The organism is Nitrospirillum guanabarense (assembly GCF_034653355.1).
Taxonomy (GTDB): Bacteria; Pseudomonadota; Alphaproteobacteria; order Azospirillales; family Azospirillaceae; genus Nitrospirillum.
This window is the reverse complement of sequence record NZ_JAYEER010000004.1, coordinates 2,507,690-2,528,266: the sequence shown is the minus strand read 5'-3', so window position 1 is coordinate 2,528,266 and position 20,577 is coordinate 2,507,690. Positions and strand designations below refer to the sequence as shown.

18 protein-coding genes, 1 tRNA gene and 2 pseudogenes are annotated in these 20,577 nt (G+C 67.9%); 11 read left to right on the top strand and 10 right to left on the bottom strand.

The window, feature by feature from the left end; translation table 11 throughout:
- The first annotated feature begins 5 nt into the window (after positions 1–5).
- Positions 6–719: a DNA polymerase III subunit epsilon gene (dnaQ, locus tag UAA55_RS29875; protein WP_322957420.1), complete on the top strand. Its 714-nt coding sequence runs from the start codon at positions 6–8 to the stop codon at positions 717–719.
- Between the two features lie 5 nt (positions 720–724).
- Here the strand turns inward: dnaQ and UAA55_RS29870 are convergent, their stop codons facing one another.
- The 4 genes from UAA55_RS29870 to UAA55_RS29855 form a co-directional block, all read right to left on the bottom strand.
- On the bottom strand, positions 725–1,699 hold the full coding sequence (locus UAA55_RS29870; protein ID WP_322957418.1) for a quinone oxidoreductase family protein: 975 nt from the start codon (positions 1,697–1,699) through the stop codon (positions 725–727).
- A 139-nt stretch (positions 1,700–1,838) separates the two neighbouring features.
- Positions 1,839–2,534, bottom strand: coding sequence for a dienelactone hydrolase family protein (locus tag UAA55_RS29865; protein WP_322957417.1), 696 nt, complete (start codon positions 2,532–2,534; stop codon positions 1,839–1,841).
- A gap of 122 nt (positions 2,535–2,656) precedes the next feature.
- On the bottom strand, positions 2,657–4,282 hold the full coding sequence (locus tag UAA55_RS29860) for a thioredoxin domain-containing protein (protein WP_322957416.1): 1,626 nt from the start codon (positions 4,280–4,282) through the stop codon (positions 2,657–2,659).
- Entirely contained in the window at positions 4,222–4,716 is a 495-nt protein-coding gene (locus tag UAA55_RS29855) for a thioredoxin domain-containing protein (RefSeq protein WP_322957415.1), read from the bottom strand. The genes UAA55_RS29860 and UAA55_RS29855 overlap by 61 nt, the downstream gene beginning before the upstream one ends.
- Before the next feature lie 180 nt (positions 4,717–4,896).
- Between UAA55_RS29855 and UAA55_RS29850 the strand changes: the two genes are divergently transcribed.
- The 7 genes and pseudogenes from UAA55_RS29850 (at position 4,897) to UAA55_RS29820 (ending at position 11,253) form a co-directional block, all read left to right on the top strand.
- Entirely contained in the window at positions 4,897–5,151 is a 255-nt protein-coding gene (locus UAA55_RS29850; protein ID WP_184807394.1) for a DUF6489 family protein, read from the top strand.
- The gene (locus UAA55_RS29845) at positions 5,148–5,522 is read left to right on the top strand and encodes a (2Fe-2S) ferredoxin domain-containing protein (RefSeq protein WP_322957414.1); all 375 of its coding nucleotides are present in this window, start codon (positions 5,148–5,150) and stop codon (positions 5,520–5,522) included. The genes UAA55_RS29850 and UAA55_RS29845 overlap by 4 nt, the downstream gene beginning before the upstream one ends.
- Positions 5,523–5,534: 12 nt before the next feature.
- Complete coding sequence (gene mnmE, locus UAA55_RS29840) at positions 5,535–6,890, top strand: tRNA uridine-5-carboxymethylaminomethyl(34) synthesis GTPase MnmE (RefSeq protein WP_322957412.1); 1,356 nt, start codon at positions 5,535–5,537, stop codon at positions 6,888–6,890.
- A gap of 175 nt (positions 6,891–7,065) precedes the next feature.
- Positions 7,066–8,966 (top strand): annotated as a pseudogene (gene mnmG / locus UAA55_RS29835) (tRNA uridine-5-carboxymethylaminomethyl(34) synthesis enzyme MnmG).
- Positions 8,963–9,571, top strand: a complete 609-nt coding sequence (gene rsmG, locus UAA55_RS29830) for a 16S rRNA (guanine(527)-N(7))-methyltransferase RsmG (RefSeq protein ID WP_322957410.1) — start codon at positions 8,963–8,965, stop codon at positions 9,569–9,571. Before mnmG ends, rsmG begins: the two are co-directional and overlap by 4 nt.
- Positions 9,561–10,379, top strand: a complete 819-nt coding sequence (locus UAA55_RS29825; RefSeq protein ID WP_322957409.1) for a ParA family protein — start codon at positions 9,561–9,563, stop codon at positions 10,377–10,379. Before rsmG ends, UAA55_RS29825 begins: the two co-directional genes overlap by 11 nt.
- Positions 10,372–11,253 (top strand): ParB/RepB/Spo0J family partition protein, encoded by an 882-nt coding sequence (locus UAA55_RS29820; protein ID WP_322957795.1) that lies wholly within the window; start codon positions 10,372–10,374, stop codon positions 11,251–11,253. The genes UAA55_RS29825 and UAA55_RS29820 overlap by 8 nt, the downstream gene beginning before the upstream one ends.
- 76 nt (positions 11,254–11,329) lie before the next feature.
- Here UAA55_RS29820 and holA read toward each other — a convergent pair whose 3' ends face one another.
- The 5 genes and pseudogenes from holA to UAA55_RS29795 form a co-directional block, all read right to left on the bottom strand.
- Positions 11,330–12,361, bottom strand: coding sequence for a DNA polymerase III subunit delta (gene holA / locus UAA55_RS29815; RefSeq protein WP_322957407.1), 1,032 nt, complete (start codon positions 12,359–12,361; stop codon positions 11,330–11,332).
- Between the two features lie 73 nt (positions 12,362–12,434).
- A complete protein-coding gene (gene lptE / locus UAA55_RS29810) occupies positions 12,435–13,007 on the bottom strand; it encodes an LPS assembly lipoprotein LptE (RefSeq protein WP_322957403.1) in 573 nt (190 codons plus the stop codon).
- Positions 12,994–15,598 (bottom strand): annotated as a pseudogene (gene leuS / locus UAA55_RS29805) (leucine--tRNA ligase). The gene lptE and the pseudogene leuS overlap by 14 nt, the downstream one beginning before the upstream one ends.
- A 125-nt stretch (positions 15,599–15,723) precedes the next feature.
- Complete coding sequence (locus tag UAA55_RS29800; RefSeq protein WP_246134389.1) at positions 15,724–16,266, bottom strand: DUF3576 domain-containing protein; 543 nt, start codon at positions 16,264–16,266, stop codon at positions 15,724–15,726.
- A 108-nt stretch (positions 16,267–16,374) separates the two neighbouring features.
- Positions 16,375–17,493, bottom strand: a complete 1,119-nt coding sequence (locus tag UAA55_RS29795; protein ID WP_322957398.1) for a porin — start codon at positions 17,491–17,493, stop codon at positions 16,375–16,377.
- A gap of 199 nt (positions 17,494–17,692) precedes the next feature.
- Here UAA55_RS29795 and UAA55_RS29790 point away from each other — a divergent pair, with 199 nt between their 5' ends.
- Together UAA55_RS29790 and UAA55_RS29785 are read left to right on the top strand one after the other, a co-directional pair.
- Positions 17,693–18,439 carry a YggS family pyridoxal phosphate-dependent enzyme gene (locus UAA55_RS29790; RefSeq protein ID WP_322957396.1) on the top strand — a complete coding sequence of 249 codons (747 nt, stop codon included), beginning with the start codon at positions 17,693–17,695 and terminating at the stop codon, positions 18,437–18,439.
- A gap of 94 nt (positions 18,440–18,533) precedes the next feature.
- A tRNA-Ser gene (locus UAA55_RS29785) sits at positions 18,534–18,625 on the top strand.
- A gap of 63 nt (positions 18,626–18,688) precedes the next feature.
- Here the strand turns inward: UAA55_RS29785 and UAA55_RS29780 are convergent.
- Positions 18,689–19,591 (bottom strand): LysR family transcriptional regulator, encoded by a 903-nt coding sequence (locus UAA55_RS29780; protein WP_322957393.1) that lies wholly within the window; start codon positions 19,589–19,591, stop codon positions 18,689–18,691.
- 101 nt (positions 19,592–19,692) lie between these two features.
- Between UAA55_RS29780 and UAA55_RS29775 the strand changes: the two genes are divergently transcribed.
- Positions 19,693–20,562 (top strand): aldo/keto reductase family oxidoreductase, encoded by an 870-nt coding sequence (locus UAA55_RS29775; protein ID WP_416235232.1) that lies wholly within the window; start codon positions 19,693–19,695, stop codon positions 20,560–20,562.
- Positions 20,563–20,577 lie beyond the last annotated feature (15 nt).

The window sequence follows — 20,577 nt, the reverse complement described above, 5'->3', positions numbered from 1 at the left end:
TTGCCATGCGCGAAATCGTCCTCGATACCGAAACCACCGGCGTCAACGCCCTGGGAGGCGACCGCGTGGTGGAAATCGGCTGCGTCGAATTGCTGAACCATGTGGCCACGGGCAACAGCTGGCATGCCTACATCAATCCCGAACGCGACATGCCGGCGGAGGCCGAGGCGGTGCACGGCCTGTCGGCCGCCTTCCTGTCGGACAAGCCGGTGTTCGCCGCCGTGGCCGGCGACTTCCTGGACTTCATCCAGGACAGCCCGCTGATCATCCACAACGCCAGCTTCGACATGGGTTTCCTGAACGCGGAGTTCACGCGGCTGGGGCTGAAGACCATGCCCATGGCGAGGTCGGTCGACACGGTGGCCATGGCGCGCAAGCGGTTCCCCGGCGCGCCGGCCAGCCTGGACGCCCTCTGCCGCCGCTTCGGCATCGACAATTCCGGCCGCACCTACCACGGCGCGCTCCTCGACGCCCAGCTGCTGGCCGAAGTTTATCTGGAGTTGATGGGCGGGCGGCAGCCTGACCTGGTGCTGGGCGCCACCGCCGTCAAGACGACGGAAGTCGGCCTGGTGGTGGTGGAAGAGACCCGCGTGTTCCGCGCCCCCCGTCCCCACGCCGCCTCACCCGAGGAGCTGGAGGCCCACGCCGCCTTCCTCAAGGCCATCAAGTCGCCGCTGTGGCTGGCGGGCGAGGAACCGGCGGCGGCGACCGCCGGCTGAACGCCTTACGGCAGCAGCACCGTGGAGCCGGTGGTGCGGCGGGCTTCCAGGGCGATGTGGGCCTGGGCCGCGTCCTTCAGGGCGAAGGTCTGGCGCACGTCGATCTTCACCTTGCCGGACAGCACGGCGGTGAACAGGGCGTTGGCGCTGTCCCGCAGTTCCTTGGTGGTGGCGACGTAGCCGCCCAGCGAGGGGCGGGTCAGGAACAGCGAGCCCTTGGTGTTCAAGATGCCAATGTCCACCGCGCCCACGGGGCCTGAGGCGTTGCCGAAGCTGACCATGGTGCCCAGGCGGCTGAGGCAGTCCAGGCTCTGGTAGAAGGTGTCCTTGCCGATGCTGTCGTAGACGACGGGCACGCCTTGGCCGTCGGTGATCTGCTTCACCCGCTCCACGAAATTCTCGCGGGTGTAGACGATGGTGTGGTCGCAGCCGTGGGCGCGGGCCAGTTCCGCCTTCTCATCCGAACCGACGGTGCCGATGACGGTGGCGCCCAGGGCCTTGGCCCACTGGCAGGCGATCAGCCCCACTCCGCCGGCGGCGGCGTGAAGCAGGATGGTCTGCCCCGGCTTCACCGGGAAGGTGCGGTGCAGCAGGTAGTGCGCCGTCAGGCCCTGCAGCAGCATGGCGGCGCCCGTCTGGTCGTCGATGCCGTCCGGCAGGTGGATCAGGCGCTCCGCCGGGTACAGCCGCGCCTCGGCATAGCCGCCGGTGCCGCCGGTGCAATAGCCGACCCGGTCGCCGATCTTGAAGTCATAGACGTCGGGCCCGACGGCCTCGACCACGCCCGCGGCCTCCATGCCGGGGATGAGGGGCAGCGGGTTCTTGTACAGGCCGGTGCGGACGTAGACGTCGATATAGTTCAGGCCCACCGCCGTCTGGCGCAGGCGCACCTGGCCCGGCCCCGGCTCCCCCACCGCCACCTCCTCCCACTTCATCACCTCCGGACCGCCGGTCTGGTGGATGCGGATGGCGTGGACCATGACGAGGCTCCTGGTGCGAAGGGTTAAGGCGCCGCTGTAGGACGCGACCGCGTCCGCCAGAAGTTTTCGGGGAACGCAGTGGACTGAAAACTGAGGATAGCCGAGGCGGCGGATGCCGCCGCCCGGCGCCCGAGGAAACTTAGAACAGCGTCTCCCTTAGGAAAGTCGCCGTGCGCTGGTTGGCCAGGTCGGCCGCCTTGGCGTCGTAGTGCTCGCCGCCCACGCGGGCGAAGGCGTGGTCCTGCTCCGGGTACACATGCTGGACGATCAGGTGGTTGCCCTCGATGGCGGCGTTCACCTTGGCCCGCGCCTCGTCGGAAGAGAACTTGTCCTTGCCGGCGGTGTGCAGCATCAGCGGCTTGGTGATGGCGCTGACCTCACCGATGGCGCCGTCCAGGCCCACGCCGTAGTAGCTGACGTTGGCGTCGGCGTCGGAGCGGGTGGCCATCAGGAAGGCCAGCTTGCCGCCCAGGCAATAGCCCAGGGTGCCCACCTTGCCCTCGGTCGCCTCATGCCCGCGCAGGAACTCGACGCTGGCGATCAGGTCTTCCACCCCGCTGGCCTCGCTGAAGCCGTTGTAGAGCTGGAAGGCCCGCTGCCATTCGGCTTCGGTCTGGTCGGTCAGCTGCACCCCCGGCTCCTGCCGCCAGAACAGGTCGGGACACAGGGCGGTGTAGCCCAGGGCGGCGTAGTGGTCGCACAGTGCGCGCATGTTGGCGTTGACGCCGAAGATCTCTTGGATCAGCACCAGGCCCGGCCCTTTGCCGCTGCTCGGGATGGCCAGATAGCCGTCGAAACTGCCGCCGTCGGTGGCTTCGATCGTCACTGTGGTCATGCGCGCTACCCCTTTGATTTGGTTGCCGAATGCTTATGGTTAAAACACGCGTCGTTTCTTAATGGACTCATATTAACGATTAGGCGGGGCCCTGTCACCGTGATGGCGGTCATAGGCCCGGATCAAGGACCGGAAGCGCTGGCGGCGAGCAGATCGGCCAGCGCTTCGGGCGTGGTCACCGGCAGAGAACACCGCATCTCCTGACAGACATAGGCGGTGGCCTGGCCATTAACCATGGCCATGCCCGCCGCCGGGTGCGGTTCCGGCAAATTTTGTTCCGGCGCCAGGCGGCTGACCACCAGGGTGGGTCGTGACCGGTTGCGCAGGACGGCGTTGAACAACTCCAGGTCATCGCCCTCCCCCAACAGCACCACATGCACGCCGTTCAGCAGCATCTCGGCCATGTTGAGGAAGGTGGAAAGCGGGAAGAAATTGCGGCCCAATTCCCCGCTGAAGGCGGACATCGCCGTGTCGGCCCGGGCACGATAGCGGTCCTGGCCGGTCAGCAGCCACAGGCGGGTGAGGTTGCCCAGCTGGGTGCCGTTGCCGGCGGGCACGGCGTTGTCATGGGCGTTGCGCGGGCGGACCAGCAGGTCGCCCACGTCGTCGGCCGTGGTGTAATAACCGCCGTCGGCCTCATCCCAGAAATGGCGGTCCAGGGTGTTCGTCCAGCGCACGGCCTGATCGAGGAAGGCGACGTCACCGGTGATCTCATGCAGGGTCAGGGCGGCCTTCCCCATGTTGGCGTAATCTTCCAGCAGGCCGGCGTGGCGGGCCCTGCCGCCGCGGCCGCTGTGGTACAGGCGATCCAGCCCGTCCGGGCCAGTATGGCCCAGGCTTGTTACAACATGGCGGTAGGCGTCGATGGCGGCCTCGATCCAGCCGGGCTGCTCGAAGACGAAGCCGGCGCGGGCCAAGGCCGCGATCATCAGGCCGTTCCAGTCGGCCAGCACCTTGTCGTCCCAGCCGGGGCGGATGCGCAGGGCCCGGGCCTTCAGCAAGCGGGCGCGGGCGTGGGCCAGCCGGTTCTCTTCAGCGCTGCCCGGTGCCAGCGGCGTCCGGCGATTCAGGATGGTGTGGCCTTCCCAGTTGCCCAGCTCGGTCACGTCATAGTGGGCGCAGAACAGCGCGGCGTCGTCGCCCAGCAGGCGGTCGACCTCCGCCTTGGTCCAGACGTAGTAGCGGCCCTCCTCCCCCTCGCTGTCGGCGTCCAGTGTGGCGCCGAAGGCGCCGCCGGGCACCTTCATCTCGTTCAGGAGCCAGCCCACGGTTTCGCGCACGCGGACTTCCAGCAGCGGGTCCCGGGTGCCTTGCCACACCTGGGTCATCAGCGCCACCAGTTGGGCGTTGTCGTACAGCATCTTCTCAAAATGCGGGACCAGCCACTGCTCGTCCGTGGAATAGCGGGCGAAGCCCCCGGCCAAGTGGTCGTAGATGCCGCCGTTGGCCATGTGGGTCAAGGTGGTGGTGACGGCGTCGCGCAGGTCGGTGCGGCCGGTGCGCAGATGGGCCCGCCACAGCAGGTCGAAAATGCCGGGCTGCGGGAATTTGGGCGCGCCGTTGATGCCGCCCAGGAAGGGGTCGACCTCGCGCACCAGGCGGTCGGCCACGGCGTTGAGCGCGCCCACCGTGACCGCCTCGCCCGGGTTGCCCTGTGACAGGCGGGTCAGCGCGTCGCCCAGGGCCTTCACGTTGCGGCCGATCTTGCCCGGGTCCTGGGCATAGGTCTCGGCCACCCCCCGCAGCACGTCGGGGAATCCCGGCCGGCCGTACCGGGTGGCGGGCGGAAATAGGTGCCGCCCCAGAACGGCTCACCCTTCGGTGTCAGGAACATGGTCAGCGGCCAGCCTCCCTGTTGGCCCAGCAGGGACAACGCCTGCTGGTAGACCTGGTCCACGTCCGGCCGCTCCTCCCTGTCCACCTTGATGTTCACGAACAGCTCGTTCATCAAGGCGGCTATGGTCTCGTTCTCGAAGCTTTCATGGGCCATGACGTGGCACCAATGGCAAGCCGCATAGCCCACGGACAGCAGGACGGGCTTGCCCAGGGCCTGGGCCTCGGCGAACGCCTCGGGGCCCCAGGCGCGCCAGTGCACCGGGTTGTCCTTATGCTGCAGCAGGTAGGGGCTGGTCTCGTGAACCAAAAGGTTCGCCGCCGCTTGTGTCGTGTCCGGTGCCGCCATGGGGTTCCACGCTCTTCTGGCTGAATGATGCGGTCGTTGAATGTCCAGTGCCGCTTTGCCCCCACTGTAGCCTCCGCTACAGTGAAGATCAGAAAAAAGAGGCGTTATTCCGGGCGTATATCCCTGTTAGTGCCGCGGCATGCGCCTTTAGAGTCCAACCGAACAGGAAGGTCTGCCCCCATGAAAATCACCGTCGACGTCGATTGCACCCCGGAAGAGGCCCGTGCTTTTCTGGGTCTGCCGGACGTGAAGCCCATGCAGGACGCCCTGATGCGGCAGATGCAGGACCGTATTAGCGCCAACCTGGCCGCCATGGACCCGGACGCCTTGCTGAAGACCTGGCTGCCGGTGGGCATCCAGGGCTTCGAGCAGATGCAGAAAATGATGTGGAACCAGATGACCTCCGCCATGGGCGGGGGCAAGGACGCGAAGTGACCGATCCCGCACCCTATTTCGACCGTCACGTTTTCTTTTGCACCAATGAGCGGGCGCCGGGCCATCCCCGGGGCTGCTGCAAGGAAAAGGGCTCCGAAGCCCTGCGCGACCATATGAAGGCCGCCGCCAAGGAGGCCGGCTTGGGCAAGAAGGTCCGGGTGAACGCCGCCGGGTGCCTGGACCGGTGCGAACTGGGGCCGACGCTGGTGATCTATCCGGAAGGCGTCTGGTACACCTGCGCCTCCACCGGCGACGTTGATGAAATTGTGAAGACGCACCTGGTGGAGGGCGGCCGGGTGGACCGCTTGATGCTATATCCGGATGAGAAAGTGCCGGCGCAGCGCGCCCGCAAAGCCGCCGCCGCAGACTGACCTTACTCCCCCATGTCCCTCTACAGCCCAAGCACCGTTTTTGGCGACACCATTTTCGCCCTGGCTTCCGCCCCCGGACGGGGCGGTGTCCAGGTCATCCGCCTGTCCGGTCCGGCGGCGGGCCCCGCCCTGTCCGCGCTGACCGGGCGGTCCCTGCCCCCAGCCCGCCGCGCCACCCTGGCCCGATTGACGGGCAAGGATGGCGAGGTCTTCGACCAGGCGCTGGTGCTATGGTTTCCGGCGCCGGACAGTTTCACGGGTGAGGACGTGGCGGAGCTGCATCTGCATGGCGGCCGCGCCGTGCTGGCCGCCGCCAGCGAGGCCCTGACCGGCCAGGGCCTGCGCGTGGCGGAACCGGGGGAATTCAGCCGCCGCGCCTTCGAAGCCGGCAAGCTGGACCTGACCGAGGCGGAAGCCATCGCCGACCTGGTCGATGCCGAGACGGCGGCCCAGAGGCGCCAGGCCTTGCGCCAGATGGAGGGCGCGCTGGGTGCCCTATACGAGGGGTGGCGGCATCGCCTGGTGCGGGCCCTGGCCCACCTGGAGGCTGACATCGATTTCCCGGATGAGGATTTGCCGCACGGCTTGGCGCCGGCGGTGGTCCCGGTCCTGACCGGCCTGTACCAGGAGATCGGCGCCCACCTGGCCGACGATCATCGCGGTGAGCGTCTGCGCGATGGCTTTTCCATCGCCATCCTGGGCGCGCCCAATGCCGGCAAGTCCAGCCTGCTGAACGCGCTGGCGCGCCGCGACGCGGCCATCGTCTCCTCCACCGCCGGCACGACGCGCGACGTCATCGAGGTGAACCTGGATTTGGGTGGCTTCCCCGTCATCCTGGCCGACACCGCCGGCCTGCGCGACGCCGCCGATGAGATCGAGCGCGAGGGCATCCGCCGCGCGCTGGCCCGGGCGGAAAAGGCCGACCTGAAGCTGCTGGTGCTGGATTGTTCCACGTGGAACATCGGCGATATGGCGGAGGCCACGCTGGCCCTGGCCGACGGCGACGCGCTGGTGGTGCTGAACAAGCGTGACCTCTGCACCCATGTGCCGTCCATGGTGGCGGGGCGCACCGCCCTCGCCGTCTCCGCCGCCACCGGCGAGGGGCTGGCCGAGCTGCTGGCCGCCGTGCAGCGCATTGTGGGGGAGCGCCTGATGCCGGGCGCCGCCCCTTCTCTCACGCGCGCCCGGCATCGCCAGGCGCTGGAGGATTGCCGGGCCGCCCTGGCCCGGGCACTGCGGGCCGATTTGCCGGAACTGGCGGCGGAAGACGTCCGCCTGGCCGCCCGCGCCCTGGGGCGCATCACCGGGCGGGTGGATGTGGAGGATCTGTTGGACGTGATCTTCCGGGATTTCTGCATCGGGAAGTGACGTTATTCAGCGGCATGATGGTCGTGCCGCTGTGGGATGCGACTGCATCCGCCGGCGCCTGAGAGTCCGAAAATGGATGTTTCACGTGAAACGTCGGCGAGGTGCCGCTGAATCATGGCGGTCATCCCTTGGCGCCCTTTGACTCATGAGGCCCCCACCCCTAAAGTCCGGCGCCATGCACACCTATGACGTCATCGTGGTTGGCGCCGGCCATGCCGGTTGCGAAGCCGCCGCCGCCGCCGCGCGGCTGGGCGCCCGCACCGCCCTGTACACCCATCGCCTCGACACGGTCGGGGAGATGAGCTGCAACCCGGCCATCGGCGGCTTGGGCAAGGGCCACCTTGTCCGCGAGATCGATGCCATGGACGGCGTCATGGGCCGGGTGACCGACCGTGCCGGCATCCAGTTCCGGGTGCTGAACAAATCCAAGGGCCCGGCGGTCGCGGGCCCCGCGCCCAGGCGGATCGCAAGCTATACCGCCAGGCCATGCAGGCCATCCTGACCGAGCAGGAAAACCTGACCCTGGTGGCCGCCGCCGTCGAGGATCTGGTGATAGACGCCAGTGGCCGCGTGGCCGGTATCGTCACCGCTGCGGGGGAGACGATCCTGGCCGGTGCCGTGGTGCTGACCACCGGCACCTTCCTGCGCGGCCTGATCCACATCGGTGAGGAAAAGATTCCCGCCGGCCGCGTGGGTGAGGCGCCGGCCCTGGGCCTGTCCGACACCCTGCTGCGCGTGGGCTTTCCCCTGGGTCGGCTCAAGACCGGCACGCCACCGCGCCTGGATGGCCGCACCATCGACTGGGCCAGTCTTGAGATGCAGCCGGGCGACGATCCGCCCCCACCCTTCTCCTACCTCACGGACAAGATCACCACGCCGCAGGTGCCCTGCCACATCACTTGGACCAGCACCCGCGTACACGAAGTCATCCGCGCCAACCTGCACCGCGCGCCCATGTATTCCGGGCAGATCGAGGGCATCGGCCCGCGCTATTGCCCGTCGGTGGAGGACAAGATCGTCCGTTTCGCCGACAAGGAGCGACACCAGATTTTCCTGGAGCCCGAGGGTCTGGACGACGACACCGTCTATCCCAACGGCATCTCCACCTCCCTGCCCCGCGATGTGCAGATGGAGATCCTGAAGGCCATCCCGGGGTTGGAGCATGTCACCATGCTGCGCCCGGGCTATGCCATCGAATACGATTACGTCGACCCGCGCGAGCTGGGCCCGACGCTGGAGACGCGCCGCCTGCCCCGCCTGTTCCTGGCCGGGCAGATCAACGGCACCACAGGATATGAGGAGGCGGCGGCCCAGGGCCTGGTGGCCGGCCTGAACGCGGCCCTGGCCGTGTCCGGGTCCGCCCCCTTCGTGCTGGATCGTGCCGAATCCTACATCGGCGTGATGATCGACGATCTCATCACACGGGGCACGTCGGAGCCCTATCGCATGTTCACCAGCCGGGCGGAGTATCGCCTGTTGCTGCGCGCCGATAACGCGGACCAACGCCTGACGCCGCGCGGCCTGTCGCTGGGCTGTGTCGGTGAGATGCGCGCTGCTGCCTTCGGTGCCAAGCTGGCGGCCCTGGACCATGCCCGTCACCTGGCCGGTACCCTGTCCGCGACGCCTAATGAACTGGCCAAGCATGGTCTGACCATCAACCAGGACGGCGTTCGCCGCAGCGTCACCGACCTGTTGCGCTATCCGGATATCGATTTGGCCCGCTTGGGCGTCATCTGGCCGGAGCTGAACGGCTTTTCGCCGGAAATCGCCGAGCAGGTGGAGATCGATGGCCGCTACGCCGGCTATCTCGACCGGCAGGAGGCTGACATCCACGCCTTCCGCCGGGATGAGGCCCTGGCCCTGCCGGCGGACCTTGACGTGGACGCTATCGCCTCGCTGTCCGCGGAAATCCGCACCAAGCTGCGCCAGGTGCGTCCCACCACCTTGGGCGCCGCCGCCCGTATCCCCGGCATGACGCCTGCGGCGCTCACCGCCTTGCTGCGCCACGTCAAAAAGCGCCCTGCCCGCTTGGCCAATGGCACCGCCAACACCGACGACACCACGAGTGCCGCATGACCCCAGCCGATTTCGCCAGCCGGTTCCGTGTTTCACGTGAAACATTGGACCGGCTCACCGTCTATGCCCAGTTATTGGCCAAGTGGAACCCCGCCATCAACCTGGTGGCCAAGTCCACCGTGGCGGATGTCTGGGAACGCCACATGGCGGACAGCGCCCAGCTGTACGCCCTGCTGCCCCCGGGCACGCGTACGCAGGTGGACATGGGCAGCGGCGCTGGGTTCCCGGGCTTGGTCATGGCCATCCTGGGTGTGCCGGATGTCCACTTGATCGAGAGCGACACGCGCAAGGCCACCTTCCTGCGTGAGGTCGCGCGGTCGACGGGAACCCAGGTGACCGTGCATGCCCAGCGCATCGAACAGGCGCCGGAGATCGCGGCCGACGTGGTCACGGCCCGTGCGCTGGCCGCGCTGCCGGAACTTCTGGACTGGGGCTACCGTTTCCTGAAGCCGGGGGCCAAGGGCCTCTTCCTGAAGGGCAGGACGGCCCCCGAGGAATTGACCCTCGCCGCCCAATCCTGGACAATGACCGTCTCCCAAGTCCCCAGTATGACCGATCCGTCGGGGACCATCCTTATCCTTGGTGAGATTGCCCGTGCCCGCTGACGCCCCGACCCTCGCGCCCAAGCGTGCGCGCATCCTGGCCCTTGCCAACCAGAAGGGCGGCGTGGGCAAGACCACGACCACCATCAACCTGGGCACGGCCCTGGCGGCCACGGGCAAGCGCGTGCTGATCGTGGACAACGATCCCCAGGGTAACGCTTCCACCGGGCTGGGCATCGGCCGGACGGAACGCGGCACCGGGACCTATGAGCTGCTGTTCGGCGAGACGACGGTGGAGGCTTCGGTGCGTGGCACCAGCATCCCCAAGCTGTTCGTGGTCACCGCGTCGGCCGACCTGTCGGGCGCGGAACTGGAACTGGTGGAGCTGGAGCGGCGCGAGTTCCGCCTGCGCGACGCCCTGTCTCAGGCATCCGCTGACTATGACTATATCTTGATCGACTGCCCACCAGCCCTGGGGTTGCTGACCCTGAACGCCCTGGCGGCGGCCGATTCGGTATTGGTGCCATTGCAGTGTGAGTTCTATGCCCTGGAAGGCCTGTCGCAACTGATCCGCACCATTGAGCGGGTGAAGCGCACCTTCAACCCGGCCCTGGAAATCCAGGGCGTGGTGTTGACCATGTTCGACCGGCGCAACAACCTGTCGGACATGGTGGCCGCCGACGTGCGCGGCTTCTTCGGCGAGAAAGTGTATGAGACGGTCATTCCCCGCAATGTCCGCGTCTCCGAGGCGCCCAGCCACGGCAAGCCCGTGCTGCTCTATGACCTGAAGTCGGCGGGCGCCCAGGCTTATATTCATTTGGCGGGAGAGGTTCTGAAGCGTGAGCGTAACCGGCAGTCAGTCCATGGATGAGATGAAGAAGCGCAGCAACCTGGGGCGCGGCCTGTCCGCGCTGTTTGCCGAGGTGGCGGACGAGCAGGAGCCGGTGGAAAAGGGACGTCCGCCCCGGACTTTGCCCATCGAACTGCTGCACCCCGGCCGCTATCAGCCGCGCCGCCATTTCGATGAAGAGGCCATTCGCAGCCTGGTGGACAGCGTCCGCGAGCGCGGCGTGCTGCAGCCCATCCTGGTGCGCAAGGTCGAGGAAGCGGCACCCGGCGGCAACGCCCGCTACGAGATCATCGCGGGTGAGCGCCGCTGGCGCGCCGCCCAGCTGGCGGGCCTGCACGAGGTGCCGGTGGTGGTGCGGTCACTGACCGATCGCGAGGCCCTTGAAATCGCGCTGGTCGAGAACATCCAGCGCCAGGACCTGACGCCCCTGGAAGAGGCCGAGGGCTTTCAGCGCCTGATGGATGAATTCCAGCATACGCAGGAAGACTTGGCCCGCGCCGTGGGCAAGAGCCGCAGCCACGTGGCCAACATGCTGCGCCTTCTGGCCCTGCCCGACGCCGTGAAGGCGCTGGTGCAGGACGGCAGCTTGACCATGGGCCATGCCCGCGCCCTGTTGACGGCCGCTGATCCCCTCGCCTTGGCGCGTGAAGTGGTGAAGCGCGGCCTGAACGTCCGCCAGACGGAACAGCTGGTGAAGGACGCCGCCAACCCGGCCACCCGTTCCGCCCCTGCCCCCAAAACCGCCGATACCCTGGCCCTGGAAAAGGAACTGGCGGCTGAACTGGGCCTGAAGGTGGCGCTAAAGGCCAAGGGTCAGGCGGGCAGCCTGACAGTGCACTACAGCAACCTGGATCAGTTGGACGGGCTTCTGGCACGCCTAAAGCACCAGCACTGAGACCCACATGGGCAATCCCAGGAACAAAAGCGCCGGCAGTGACAGCACTGCCGGCGCTTTTTGTTTGGGGTCGGAATCAGCCGCCCGACCTGCGGGCGAGTTGCGCCACCTGGAAGAAGGCGCGGGCGCACAGGGTTTCATCCGGCATGTTGGTGCGCTTGCAGTCGGCTTCCGCATCCATCAGGCGGTCCAGCGCCAGGGCCAGGTTGGGCAGGTTCCAGCGCCGCACCTGGTTGGTCATCTGGTTTTCCATCTTGAAGAACACCGGTGGCCGCAGGGCCTTCACCGCCTGCTGCGCCGTCTGGCCACGGGTGGTGTGGTAGACAGCCATCTGCAGGCGCTGGAAGTGGCGCTGGGCGCTGCGCAGGATGGGGACAGGGCTGGTCCCCTCCGCGAACAAGCGGCCCAGCGCCCGGTCGATGCTGGCGATGTCGCCGTCGGCGGCGGCCAGGGCCGGCTCATCCATGTCCAGGGCGGCGCTGTCGCCGATGACGGTGCGCACGTCCTCCAGGGTCACGCGGCTGGCGCCCATCATGTAGATGGCCAGCTTGTCCACCTCCCCCCGGGCCACGGCGCGGTCGCCCACCAGGTTGGCGGCCAGCCAGTCGCGGGCATCGGTGTCGATGGTCAGCTTATGCTCCCCCAGGATGCGGCCGATGGTCACCGCCAGCTCCCCCTCCTCCTCCACATAGCAGGCGATGGCGGCGGCCTTGTCATCCAACTCGAATAGCGCGCGCAGCTTGCTGGATTTGCCGAGGTCGCCTGCCTCCACCACGCACAGGGTGTCGCCGCTGGGTGGCTGCTTCAGCAAGGCCTGGAAGGCCACGGTGACCGACTCGTCGGCGTCGCGCACCCGCACCAGCCGGCGGCCACCGGTCATGGCGATGGCCGCCATCTCGTCATTCAGGCGGGCGCCGTCGCCGCTGATCTGGTCGGCTTTCAGGTCGCTGACGCGGAAGGGGTCCTGCAGGTCGCTGACGACGGCGCGGGCCAGGGCCTGGCCCCGTTCCCGCACCAGGCCGGTGTCGGGACCGTAGACCAGCACGGCGATGATGCCGGGATCGGGACGCTTGCAGAAACCATCGGCGTTGCGGGGCTGGACCTTCAAGGACGCCTCCCAGGAGCGGAAAAGGCCGCCCCGGATGGAAGCGGCCCCTGTACGCGATTGAGACTAAAAGGACTTATTGGTCCTTGGTCGCCTGCACCACCGACCCACGGTCGAAGTACAGCGCCAGGCGGGTGGTGATTTCCTCCGCCACTTCGGTCAGGGCGCGGTCATAGGCGTCCTGTTCCGTGACCATGGTGGAGTACTGCGCCTCGGAGATGTCGTAGCTGACGATGGACCGGCTGGAGGTGCGGTACAGCGTCTTGCCCGTCTTGTTGTCGATCAGCTGATAATCGGCCAGGACGTGCAAGCGGGCGCGGGTGGCGGTGGCGTCGCGCTGGATGCCCAGATCTTCCTTGTAGGAGTTCAGGCGCACGTTCAGGCGGTAGTCGGGTTTCGCCGGACGGCCGCCGTCCTGGTAGAACCGGTCGATCAGGTCGTTGCGCAAGATCTGGCCGACGCGGTCGGGGATGATGTCGATCGACACCGACGCCATTTGCATCCGGGTCGATGGCTTGCCCGACAGGCTGTGGTCGCCATAGACGGTATGGAAGCCGCAGGCGGACAGGGCCAGGGGCCCGGCCACCAGGATCGCTCCCACCACCGCCTTGCGGACGGCGGTCTTGAGGACGCCGTCAGACGACAACATTGATCACCCGGTTGGGCACGACGATGACCTTGCGCACGGGCTTTCCCTCCAGGGCGCGCTGCACGTTGGGCTCCGCCAGGGCCAGCGCCTCGGCCTCTTCCTTGGCGATGTCCTTGGGCAGGTGCAGGGTGGCGCGCAGCTTGCCGTTGACCTGCACCGCCACGGTGGCGGTGTCCTCGGTCGCCAGGGCCTCATCCGCCACCGGCCACACCGAATCGACCAGCAGGGTGTCATGACCCAGCACGGACCACAACTCCTCCGCCAGGTGCGGCATCATCGGGCCGATCAGGCGCACCAGCACCTCCAGCCCCTCACGCAGCACGGCGGCGTCACCCGTGTCGGCTCCCGCCTTGGCATCCAGCTTTTCCAGGGCGTTGGACAGCTCACGGATGCGGGCCACGGCCTTGTTGAAGCGGAAGCGTTCCAGATCCTCGCCGATGGCGGCCACGGTCTTGTGCACCATGCGGCGCGCATCGGTGGCCAGCGGGGACAGTTCGGCCGGGATGGGCGTACCGGCGGGCGGCAAGGCCACGGACGGCTCCGTCACCAGACGCCACAGGCGGTTGATGAAGCGCCAGGCGCCGTCGATGCCGGCCTCGGTCCATTCCAGGTCGCGGTCGGGCGGGCTGTCGGACAGCATGAACAGGCGGGCGGCGTCGGCACCGTAGGTGTCGATGATGTGCGCCGGGTCCACCACGTTCTTCTTGGACTTCGACATCTTGATGATGGGGCCGACGGTCACCGGGCCGCCACCTTCGCGCTGCACCGACTTGCCATCCACCACATCCACGTCGGACGGCAGCAGCCACTTGCCCTCGGCGTCCTGATAGGTCGCGTGGGTCACCATGCCCTGGGTGAACAGGCCCTCGAACGGCTCCTTCAGGTCGGTGTAGCCGACATGGGACAGGGCGCGCGTCCAGAAGCGGGCGTACAGCAGGTGCAGCACCGCGTGCTCGATGCCGCCGATGTACTGGTCCACCGGCAGCCAGTAGGCCGCCTCCTCCCGGTTGAAGGCCTGGTTCTCGACGCGCGGGCTGGCGAAGCGCAGGAAATACCAGCTCGAACTCGATGAAGGTGTCGAAGGTGTCGGTCTCGCGCACCGCCGCCGTGCCGCAGGTGGGGCAGGCCACATGCTTCCATGTCGGGTGGCGGTCCAGCGGGTTGCCTGGCTGATCGAAGGTCACGTCGTCCGGCAGGGTGACGGGCAGCTGGTCCTCCGGCACGTGCACCAGGCCGCAACTGGGGCAATGGATGACCGGGATGGGGCAACCCCAATAGCGCTGGCGCGACACGCCCCAGTCGCGCAGGCGGAAGATGGTGGTACGCTGGCCCCGGCCCATGGCCTCCATGCGCTCCCCGGCCGCCTGCTTGGCGGCCTCCACGTCCATGCCGTCCAGGAACCGTGAGTTGCGCAGCAGTCCCGGGCCGGTATAGGCCTCGCTGCCCACGGCGAACGTCGCCGGGTCCTCACCCTCGGGCACCACCACGGGGGTGACCTTCAGGCCGTACTTGCGGGCGAAGTCCAGGTCGCGCTGGTCATGCGCCGGGCAGCCGAAGATGGCGCCGGTGCCGTATTCCATCAGCACGAAGTTGGCGATGTAGACCGGCAGCTTCCAGCCGGGCACGAAGGGATGCTCGGCGGTGATGCCGGTGTCATAGCCCTTCTTCTCCGCCGTCTCGATGGCCTCTTCCGAGGTGCCGACGCGGTTGCAGTCGGCGATGAACTCGGCCACGGCCGGGTCCTTCTCCGCCAGCGCCAAGGCGATGGGATGGTTGGGGGAGATGCCGACGAAGCTGGCGCCGAACAGCGTGTCGGGCCGGGTGGTGAACACCTCGACCTCGGGTTCGCCCTGAAACACGTTGGTGGTGACGCCTTCCGGGGCGGTCAGCTGGAAGCGGAAGCGCAGACCGGTGGACTTGCCGATCCAGTTCTCCTGCATGATCCGCACTTTTTCCGGCCAGCGGTCCAGCGTGGCCAGGGCCGACAGCAGGTCGTCGGCGAAGTGGGTGATCTTCAGGAACCACTGCGACAGCTTGCGCTTTTCCACCAGCGCGCCGGTGCGCCAGCCGCGACCGTCCACCACCTGCTCATTGGCCAGCACGGTGTTGTCGACGGGATCCCAGTTGACCCAGCTTTCCTTGCGGTAGGCCAGGCCAGCCTTCAGGAAGTCCAGGAACATCTTCTGCTCGTGCCGGTAATATTCCGGACGGCAGGTGGCGATCTCGCGGTTCCAGTCGATGGCCAGGCCCATGGACTGCAGCTGGCCGCGCATGGTGGCGATGTTCTCGTACGTCCACTTGCCGGGGTGGACGTTGCGTTCCAATGCCGCGTTTTCCGCCGGCAGGCCGAAGGCGTCCCAGCCCATGGGATGCAGGACGTTGAAGCCCTTGGCCCGCTTGTAGCGGGCGATCACGTCGCCGATGGTGTAGTTGCGGACGTGGCCCATGTGGATGCGCCCCGAGGGATAGGGGAACATCTCCAGGACGAAATACTTCGGCCGGGCAGGGTCCGCGGAAACGGCGAAGCTGTTCCGGTCGGCCCAGGCCGACTGCCACTTCGCCTCGTTTTCCCTGACATTGTACCGGGACATGGAAAAACCGCCTTCTCTCGGGTGTCGCGCCGGCCATCAGCCCGAAGGGGCCGGGGCGTCACCCCCTCCCGGCGGGCGCCGGGGCGTTGCGAGAGGAGACAGTCGCCCGCCGGCGATGAATCAGCTTACTTGGACGGGCCCTGCTGGATGCGCAGCTGCCGCGCCCGGGTGAGGACGGTGTCCTCAAGCTGGCTGTTGGTTTCGGCGGCCACGGTGGCGTCGCGCCACTGGCCGTTCTGGTCGACCTGGCGGAACACGGTCACGCGCACGCCGTCGGCGCGGAGCGTGCTGTCCAGGACATACAGGTTGATCTTGAACCGCTCGCCCGGGGTGCTGGGCGGGCTGTACCAATCGGTGATGATCACGCCGGTGTAAGGGTCGGCCGAAATCAGCGGCAGGAAGCCGATGGTGTCCAGCGACGCGCGCCACAGGAAGGCGTTGACCGTCGGGCCCACCGCCTGCACGGCCGTGTTGGACGTGCCGACCGGGCCAGAAGTATTCTGGCGCATCAGGATCGAGACGGGCTTGGGCGCGGCCTTCGCGTCGTCGTCATCGCCCCAGCCCAGCCAGGAACAAGCGGACGTGGAAAGCAGAAGTCCGGCAACCAGGAGGGAGCGGCCAATGAGAAAAGCGGAGCGCGACGGCATGTGATTGTCACCCAGGGTCACGAGAACGGTTCCTTAGATCAAAAAAGCCGCTGGGACGCAAGGCCGGCCAAACGGGGCGGCCAAGTGTAACATCGGCGCGCGGCAGGACTGGCGGCGGTGGACGAAAACCTAGAAACGGAATTCTACCACGGCGGTGGCCACGTTACCTGTCGGGCGGGGGCTGGACTGGCCCGCCATCGCGCTCTGGTTGCCGCTTTCCAGGTCGGCCGTCCAATGGATGAGGTCCAGGCCCAGGGTGGTGTCGCCCCGCACCTTCCACGACAGGCCCAGGCCATAGGCGCGATAGGTGGTCCAGTTCTCGGTCTCGCTGCCGTGCCAGAACAGGGTCAGGCCATAGGGGCCATTCTCATAAGTGCCCTGCAGGGTGGCGCCCCGGGTCTCACCGGGCGCGTTGGCCGGGCGGTCGTGCGGCAGGCCGCTGTCGCCGTCGTCGAACAGCACGGCGCCGACGGTGAAGCCGCCATAGGTCAGGCCGCCGGCCAGGGTGACGGTCGACGTGTCCTCCAGCCAACTGTGGGCGGCGTTGGCGTGGTTATAGGCCACACCCACCTCATACTGGGTGGGGCCCCAATCGCCACGGTAGTTGACCGCCCCTTCCCAGAAGTTCGTCTCTGCCGGGATGGCGTAGGGCGCCACGATGTCCTGGCCGAAGGCCCGGCGCTCGGGGGCGTAGGAAAAGCCGGCCTTCACCCCGAACAGGCGGGGCGTCTCATAATCGACCTTGGCGGCATCGTCGCTGTCGCGCCCGGCATAGGCGCGGCCCAGGGCCATGCCCGGTGGCCGCACGCGGGCGCTCTGCGTCCAGAAGCCGTCCATCTCCCCGCCCACCAGCAGGGGCAACAGGTCCGTCGCCCGCTCCGACGCCCCCCAGCTCTGGCCCAGGCGCACCTTCCCCCAGCCGCCGGAGGCATAGACGTAGGCCTGGTCGATGCCGATCCCCTGGCGGTCGGCGCTGCCCGGCCGGTCCGTGCTGCGCCCGGTGTTGCCGGAGCCGACGCGCAGCAGCGCGCCATAGGTGACGCCGCTGTCGGTCACCGTCTCCACGCTGCCGGTGACGGCATAGGCGCCGACCGCGTCCCAATGGCCATCATCCACGGCGGGGCGGTCGGTTCCCACCACCCCACCCTGGGCCACGCCGGACAGGTGGTAGTCGACCTCGGCCCGGGCCGCGTGCAAGGGCGCCAACAGGGCGGTGGCGGCGCAGAGGGCGGCGGGGAGGCGGGTCATGGATGGGCTTCCGTGTCCTGGGATGCGGCGGGACAAGTGATATAGGTGGCGGTTGCCGATACGGGAGCCTTGCCTTGGCCGGCGCGGCGCAGGAAAGTCGCGCGTGCCCGGACCCGACCGGCCCCCGATCACGCCTGGGGCACGCTTTACCGTTGATCCCGTCCGCACACAACCGCCCATACACAACCGTGGCCCCATCATGACCCGCGCCAGCAAGCCCCCCGCCCCGCCCGCCCCGCCCGTGGATGCCGACGTCGTCACCCGCCTCGCCACCGTGCGCGGCGTCATCGACGGTGCCGCCCGCGGCGTGGGCCGCGATCCGGCCACCGTCAGCCTCGTGGCCGTGTCCAAGGTGCAGCCGGTGGAGAAGATCCGGGCGGCGCTTGAGGCCGGCCAGCGGGTGTTCGGCGAAAACCGGGTGCAGGAGGCCAAGGCCAAGTGGACCGACCTCAAGGTCGAGTACCCCGACGTGGAACTGCACCTGATCGGCCCGCTGCAGACCAACAAGGTGAAGGACGCCGTGGCCCTGTTCGACGTCATCCAGACCGTGGACCGCGAGCGCCTGGCCGAGGCCCTGGCCGCCGAGGGCAAGCGCCAAGGCCGCCTGCCCCGCCTGCTGGTGGAGGTGAACACGGGCGAGGAGCCGCAGAAGGCCGGCATCGCCCCGGCCGACGTGCCCGCCTTCCTGGCCGCTTGCCGCGAGATCCATGGGTTGGAGATCGTCGGCCTGATGGCCATTCCGCCGGCGGAGGAGGAGCCGGCCATGCACTTCGCGCTCTTGGCCGACCTGGCGCGCAAGGCCGGCCTGCCCGAGATCTCGATGGGCATGAGCGGCGACTACGACCTGGCGGTGCGCATGGGCGCCACCCAGGTGCGCGTCGGCACCGCCCTGTTCGGGGAGCGGGTGAAGCCGGCCCAGGAGGGCGCCCAAGAGGGCGAGGGCTGAGCCGTCCCGGGAAAAATCAGCCTTGCGCGGGACGCCATGAAAAGGCACTTGCCGAGGCGCGCGTGTCTCTATATGGTCCCGCCCCATTCCGGACGGAGGGGTGGCCGAGTGGTTGAAGGCGCTCGCCTGGAAAGCGGGTATACGGCCAAAACCGTATCGTGGGTTCGAATCCCATCCCCTCCGCCACTTTCCTTGTAAATTCAATCATACGTATGCGAGCCGGCCTTTTCGCCGGCGGCATACCCATTGTCATTTCGCGGCCGACTTGATGAAGTCAATGAAGGCGCGCAAGGGCGCGGGCACCAGGCGGCGGCCGGGGTAATACAGGAAGGGTCCGGGAAAGCTCAGCCACCAGGGCTCCAGTACCGGTTCCAGGGCGCCGCTGTCCAGATGCGGGCGCAGCCAATCCTCGAACATCATGATGATGCCGGTCCCGGCGATGGCGGCGTCGACGGCCAGATCCGTGGCCGTGCCCATGCTGACCAGCAGGGGTCCCTTGGGGTCGACGTGCACCGTCTCCCCTTCCCGCTCAAACTCCCACAGCGGCGTGGGGCCGTAGGAGAAGCGCCCGCGCAGGCAGGCGTGATTCAGCAGATCGCGCGGATGTTCCGGCCGGCCACGGCGGTCGAGATAGCGCGGCGCGGCGGCGGTGGCGAAGCGCTGCACACGCGGCCCGATGGGCACGGCGATCATGTCCTGCTCCAACCGCTCACCATAGCGGATGCCGGCGTCGCAGCCCGCCGCCAGCACGTCGACGAAGGTGTCCTCGGCCGTCACCTCCAGCTCGATGTCGGGATAGGCGGCCAGGAAGCCCGGCACGATGGCGGGCAGCACCAGGCGCACGGCGCTGATGGGCACGTTCAGGCGCAGGGTGCCGGCCGGCCGGTCGCGGAAGCTGTTGACCACGTCCAGCGCCGTTTCCACCTCGGTCAGTGCTGGTCCCAGCCGTTCCAGCAGGCGCTGCCCCGCCTCCGTCGGAACCACGCTACGTGTGGTGCGGTTCAGCAGCCGCACGCCCAGCTGCGTCTCCAGCCGGCTGACCGCCTCGCTGAGGCCGGAGGCGCTGGCGCCGCTGGCCCGCGCGCCGTCGCGGAAGCCCCGGGCGCGCGCCACCGTCACAAAGGCGTTCAGATCACCGAGATCGACTTTCATTGTTCGTATTCCCGAACAACCTGTTCCGACTGTGCTGGATTATCGTACAGGCAAGCGGCGCCTATCTCTACGGCATCTTCACCTCAATCAGGATGACCATCATGAGCGACAGCACCTACACGCTGGGTACCCGCGCCGTGAACCGCCTGGGCTACGGCGCCATGCAGTTGGCTGGGCCCGGCGTGTTCGGCCCGCCCAAGGACCGCGACGCGGCGCTGGCCGTGCTGCGCGCCGCCGTGGCCGCCGGCGTCAACCACATCGACACCAGCGACTTCTACGGCCCCCATGTCACCAACCAGCTGATCCGCGAGGCGTTGCAGCCCTACGCCGACGACCTGGTCATCGTGACCAAGGTCGGCGCCCTGCGCGGGACCGACGCGTCGTGGAACCCCGCCTTCTCGCGCGAACAGCTGGTCCAGGCGGTGCACGACAACTTGCGCAACCTGGGGCTGGATGTTCTGGAGGTGGTGAATTTCCGCGCCATGTTCGACGTGCACGGCCCCACCGAGGGCTCCATCGAGGCGCCGCTGACTGTGCTGGCCGAGCTTCAGCGCCAGGGTCTGATCCGCCACATCGGGCTCAGCAACGTGACGGCGACGCAGGTCGCGGAAGGCCGCCGCATCTGCCGCATCGCCTGCGTGCAGAACCTTTACAACCTGGTCCATCGCGCCGACGACGCCCTGATCGACGCCCTGGCCCGCGACGGCACCGCCTACGTGCCCTTCTTCCCGCTGGGCGGCTTCAGCCCCCTGCAGTCGTCCACCCTGTCCGACGTGGCGGCCCGTCTGGGCGCCACGCCGATGCAGGTGGCCCTGGCCTGGCTGCTGCGCCGTTCGCCCAACATCCTGTTGATCCCGGGCACCTCTTCCGTCGCCCACCTGCGGCAGAATCTGGCCGCGGCCGAGGTGCAGCTGACGGATGAGGTGATGGCCGAACTGAACGCCATCGCCCGCCCGCCCGCCTCACATTAAAGGAGGCGGCTGGCC

Coding starts and splice junctions, on each gene's coding strand:
- dnaQ (WP_322957420.1), top strand. CDS start 6: ATGCGCGAAATCGTCCTCGATACCGAAACCACCGGCGTCAACGCCCTG.
- UAA55_RS29870 (WP_322957418.1), bottom strand. CDS start 1,699: ATGGTCCACGCCATCCGCATCCACCAGACCGGCGGTCCGGAGGTGATG.
- UAA55_RS29865 (WP_322957417.1), bottom strand. CDS start 2,534: ATGACCACAGTGACGATCGAAGCCACCGACGGCGGCAGTTTCGACGGC.
- UAA55_RS29855 (WP_322957415.1), bottom strand. CDS start 4,716: ATGGCGGCACCGGACACGACACAAGCGGCGGCGAACCTTTTGGTTCAC.
- UAA55_RS29850 (WP_184807394.1), top strand. CDS start 4,897: ATGAAAATCACCGTCGACGTCGATTGCACCCCGGAAGAGGCCCGTGCT.
- mnmE (WP_322957412.1), top strand. CDS start 5,535: ATGTCCCTCTACAGCCCAAGCACCGTTTTTGGCGACACCATTTTCGCC.
- rsmG (WP_322957410.1), top strand. CDS start 8,963: ATGACCCCAGCCGATTTCGCCAGCCGGTTCCGTGTTTCACGTGAAACA.
- UAA55_RS29820 (WP_322957795.1), top strand. CDS start 10,372: ATGGATGAGATGAAGAAGCGCAGCAACCTGGGGCGCGGCCTGTCCGCG.
- lptE (WP_322957403.1), bottom strand. CDS start 13,007: ATGTTGTCGTCTGACGGCGTCCTCAAGACCGCCGTCCGCAAGGCGGTG.
- UAA55_RS29795 (WP_322957398.1), bottom strand. CDS start 17,493: ATGACCCGCCTCCCCGCCGCCCTCTGCGCCGCCACCGCCCTGTTGGCG.
- UAA55_RS29790 (WP_322957396.1), top strand. CDS start 17,693: ATGACCCGCGCCAGCAAGCCCCCCGCCCCGCCCGCCCCGCCCGTGGAT.
- UAA55_RS29780 (WP_322957393.1), bottom strand. CDS start 19,591: ATGAAAGTCGATCTCGGTGATCTGAACGCCTTTGTGACGGTGGCGCGC.
- UAA55_RS29775 (WP_416235232.1), top strand. CDS start 19,693: ATGAGCGACAGCACCTACACGCTGGGTACCCGCGCCGTGAACCGCCTG.